This window comes from Candidatus Binataceae bacterium (assembly GCA_036495685.1).
In the GTDB taxonomy this organism is placed as follows: Bacteria; Desulfobacterota; Binatia; order Binatales; family Binataceae; genus JAFAHS01.
In genome coordinates this window covers 1-3,669 of sequence record DASXMJ010000184.1, presented here as the reverse complement: position 1 = coordinate 3,669, position 3,669 = coordinate 1, and the positions used below count along the sequence as shown (strand labels likewise).

Genomic DNA, 3,669 nt, shown 5'->3' with positions numbered 1-3,669 from the left:
CTTTGCGCAGCGATTGCACAATGGAGTGTCGCATTCCGGGCAGAAATCTCTGCCAGGTGTGCTGTCCCTCCCGCACTTCGCGCAACGACTAGCTATGTACTCAACTCGTCGAGCAGTGCCTTGGCGTCTTTCAAGTCGGCGGTGTCGAAGCCCTCGGTGAACCAGTTGTAGATTTCGGCGAGCGTCGCGCGCGCCTCGTCGCGCTTGCTTGCTTCGCTAGTAGCTGTGCGAGGCTTCGGGAACGAAGCCCTACCGCAACCATACGTTTTTGCATTTCTCCGTCTGCAGCGAATATCTTCCGCCTAACCGCTCTACTTATGGTCGACTCTTGGGGGGCCTCGATGAGGGCTGCCGACTGGCCGGCCACTCTACGCCGTAAGATTCCATACCAGCCGTGAAACCTTGGCCATCTGGCCCTCTAACAACTTTGCGGAATGACGGGCTACCGACAACTTGCGGCTTGAAACCCTTCAGGAAAGCGTTTACCTCTTCCCTCAATTCTCTGGGGGTCCCAAACTTCTCGTAAGCCTCGTCGATTTTCTCGAACAACACATCCCAATATCTTTCGGTGATGCCCATGCCCCTATGCACCGTTACCAGATCTCGACCGCGGTACATCTTGGACCCCCCCAGTGTTCGCAGAGCCAGTCAACAAAGTTTTGGTGCTCCTTGAATACTCGGTCTTGTGACATGTGGTCCCAGATGTGCCCGACCTCTTCGTCATCCATCAGTCTCGCGATAACGTCTTCCGAGAATTTGTAAATGGCTTCGTATCCGCCAATGCGCTCATACAGCGTTTTTGGTTCGCTCATAAACCCATCCTATCTTCTATATTCACTAGGCCGTTAGCTCGTCGAGCAGCGCTTTGGCATCCTTCAGGTCGGCGGTGTCGAAGCCCTCGGTAAACCAGTTGTAGATTTCGGCGAGCATTTTGCGCGCCTCGTCGCGGCGATTGGTGCGGGCGAGCAGGCGAGCGAGGGCTGACAGTGGCGCGCAGTACCCAGCATCTGTCGTCTTGTTACTGCTATTTTGATGGCCTTAATAAAAATTTCTCAGCTTGGTTCCCGTCGTCCGTGCCGCGACCCCGCGACGGATTAATGTTTCCTTTTGACTCGCAATAGCTGAGTCTCCGAGCGGCTCTCGTCGGTTCCTGTCTCGCACTCTCAACGCCTCTGCGACGGCGGCAAGCTGCTTCCTCCACGCGGCCAGCCTCCGCGTAGGTTTCCACAAGCAAAATGAGCCAGTGCGGCAGCCTTAACGTCAGTCACAATAAGCTCCGAAAATTAACGCATAGAATCCGGCGGACGTGGAATTCAGCACGGCTCTACGGGAAGTCCGGGAGCCCCCAATTACGTTTCATTAGTTCTCAGGTATGCGAGGCCTTTCGCGCTCGCCACGAGCAGGTGAATTCTACGCGCTCGCTGCGAAGAGGCGCCATTCTCCGGGAACGCCCTTGAGAGCGTGTGCTCCTCGATCGGTGAAGCGTATTCCGGAACCGGCAACCAGGTCCTTTACTGTGCTGGAAACCAGGATCTCGCTTGGCCCAGCCGTGGCGGCAACGCGCGCCCCGATGTGTACAGCGATACCGCGCACACTGTCCCCCGCCAGTTCACACTCGCCCGAGTGGAGGCCGGCTCGGATCTCAATCCCAAGCGAGCGGACCCCCGTGTTCATCGCGCAAGCGCAGCGGATCGCTCGGGCCGGGCCGTCGAAGGTAGCCAGGATACCATCGCCAGAGGTGTCGATCTCGCGTCCCCGGAACCGGTTGATTTCTCCCCGCAGGACTCCGAAAAAGCGCTCGAGAAACTCGCGCCAGACGCGATCGCCCTTCTTGACCAGGTGGCGGGTCGAGTCGACCATGTCGACGAAGAGCACGGTGGCCAGAATGCGATCGACCTCTACTGTGTGCAGGGTGCCGGTAACGAATCGCTCGACTTCATCCAAAATCGCGTCCGAATCACCGACCCACATGTAGTGGTCAATTCCAGGAACTTCGACCAGCCTCGCGCCGGTGATGTGCTGTGCGATATAGCGGGCACCCTCGACGGGGTTGCCCCAGTCACCGGTTCGCTGAATCACCAACGTGGGGACGTTGATTAAGGGCAGCACGTGCCGTACGTCAGTGTCAGCGACCATGGCGAGGATTTTAGCTACCCCGCTGGGGCTCACCGCTCGTCGCTCGAACCGCGCCCACGATCGAACGAACGCCTCGTCGGCCGCCCGGCTAGGGGCCCAGTTCCGCGCGCTGACGCCTGTCCCCCACTCTTTTTGGCACTGTTGTCTCAGGGTTTCCATTGACTCCTGAGGCGGTGCCCACGGATAGTCCTCAGTCCGCGTCCACCGCGCAGAGGTGTTGCCCAGAATGAGGCCCGCGGCGCGCTCCGGGTAGGTCGCTGCGAACAGCGCGCACAAAGGCCCGCCCTCTGAGGCCCCGAAGAGGAAGGCTCGCTTTGAACCCGCGGCGTCCATCACCGCGCGTACGTCGTCCATCCGTTCCTCGAGCGTCGGTAGGTTCTCCACAGGGTCCGAGAGTCCTGTGCCGCGGCGATCCAGAATGATGAGGCGCGAAAAGCTCGCCATCCGCTCGAGAAATGGTGCGAGGCTCGGCTCCTCCACGCATACTCGACATGGGATATCCAGCCTGGGACGAAGACCAAATCAACTTGTCCTTCGCCGGCAATCTGGTAGGCGATGCTCACTCCTCCGCTCCGCGCGTAACTCGTTTCAGATTGCGCTACCATAATCGCAATAAGAGCGCTGGAGGTGCGAGGATGTCAATTGAGATCCCCGCAAGCAAGACCACTACCTGCCCAAGCGCGTAGATTCCAATCCTGCGAGCCGAACCGTCCGCGAGCAAATTGGTCGAATAGCGCCGCAGCTCTTCCTGCATGCGGATCAATTTCAGCGCCGGATCGACAATCACCCGCGGCTCTTCCGGATCGAGATCATGCTCCAGTTCGGTCGACCCCGTGATGTCGGCGAACAGAAAGGTAACGATCTTGCGCTCGCCCTCAAGATTTTCAGAGGTGGTTGCTTCGGCTACCCGAATCTGAGGCTGCTCGGGTTTCCTTGGCGCCGCCGCGGCAGCTGCTCGTAGCGACGCCCCGCAATCAGCACAAAACCGCGCACTAGGAGAGCACTCTGAACCGCACTTCGGACACCGGTTCGACAACGAGGCTCCGCACTCGGCGCAGAACTTCTTGCCTGAGATCCCTTCGGCTCCACAGTTATCGCAACGCATTCTAGTTGCTCGGCGCGTCGAGCAGGGCTTTGGCGTCCTTCAGGTCGGCGGTGTCGAAACCTTCGGTGAACCAGTTGTAGATTTCGGACAGCATGGCCCGCGCCTCTTCGCGGCGGTCGGTATCGCGCAGCAGTCGCGCGAGGCTGGTCGTCGCACGCAGCTCCCATGATTTGGCTTGTTGATCGCGGGCTAGATCGATGGCGTTTCGGAACCATCGCTCAGCTTCCGCCGAATTCGATTGCGTTTGCAGCAACAGGAGATGTCCTTTGAGTCGATGAAGCTCGGCCTTCATTAGGTACTCGGAAGTTTCTTCGACGAAATTCAGAACCTCATCCAATAATTTCAGCCCCTGTTCGGGTTCATCAATCTCGCCGTAAGCCTTGGCCAGGGCCGCGCAGTAGATCGGAAATGCGAGCCTGGCTCCCGAT

General features: G+C 59.0%; 4 protein-coding genes. All 4 read right to left on the bottom strand.

Annotation, left to right across the window (positions count from 1 at the left end; translation table 11 throughout):
- Nucleotides 1-593 precede the first annotated feature (593 nt).
- Nucleotides 594-812 (bottom strand): hypothetical protein, encoded by a 219-nt coding sequence (locus VGI36_16905; GenBank protein ID HEY2486825.1) that lies wholly within the window; start codon nucleotides 810-812, stop codon nucleotides 594-596.
- A 598-nt stretch (nucleotides 813-1,410) separates the two neighbouring features.
- Entirely contained in the window at nucleotides 1,411-2,616 is a 1,206-nt protein-coding gene (locus VGI36_16900; protein ID HEY2486824.1) for an adenylate/guanylate cyclase domain-containing protein, read from the bottom strand.
- Between the two features lie 118 nt (nucleotides 2,617-2,734).
- On the bottom strand, nucleotides 2,735-3,241 hold the full coding sequence (locus VGI36_16895; protein HEY2486823.1) for a zinc-ribbon domain-containing protein: 507 nt from the start codon (nucleotides 3,239-3,241) through the stop codon (nucleotides 2,735-2,737).
- Nucleotide 3,242: 1 nt separating this feature from the next.
- Nucleotides 3,243-3,669, bottom strand: a 427-nt coding sequence (locus VGI36_16890; protein HEY2486822.1) for a hypothetical protein, incomplete at its 5' end; no start/stop codon positions are given.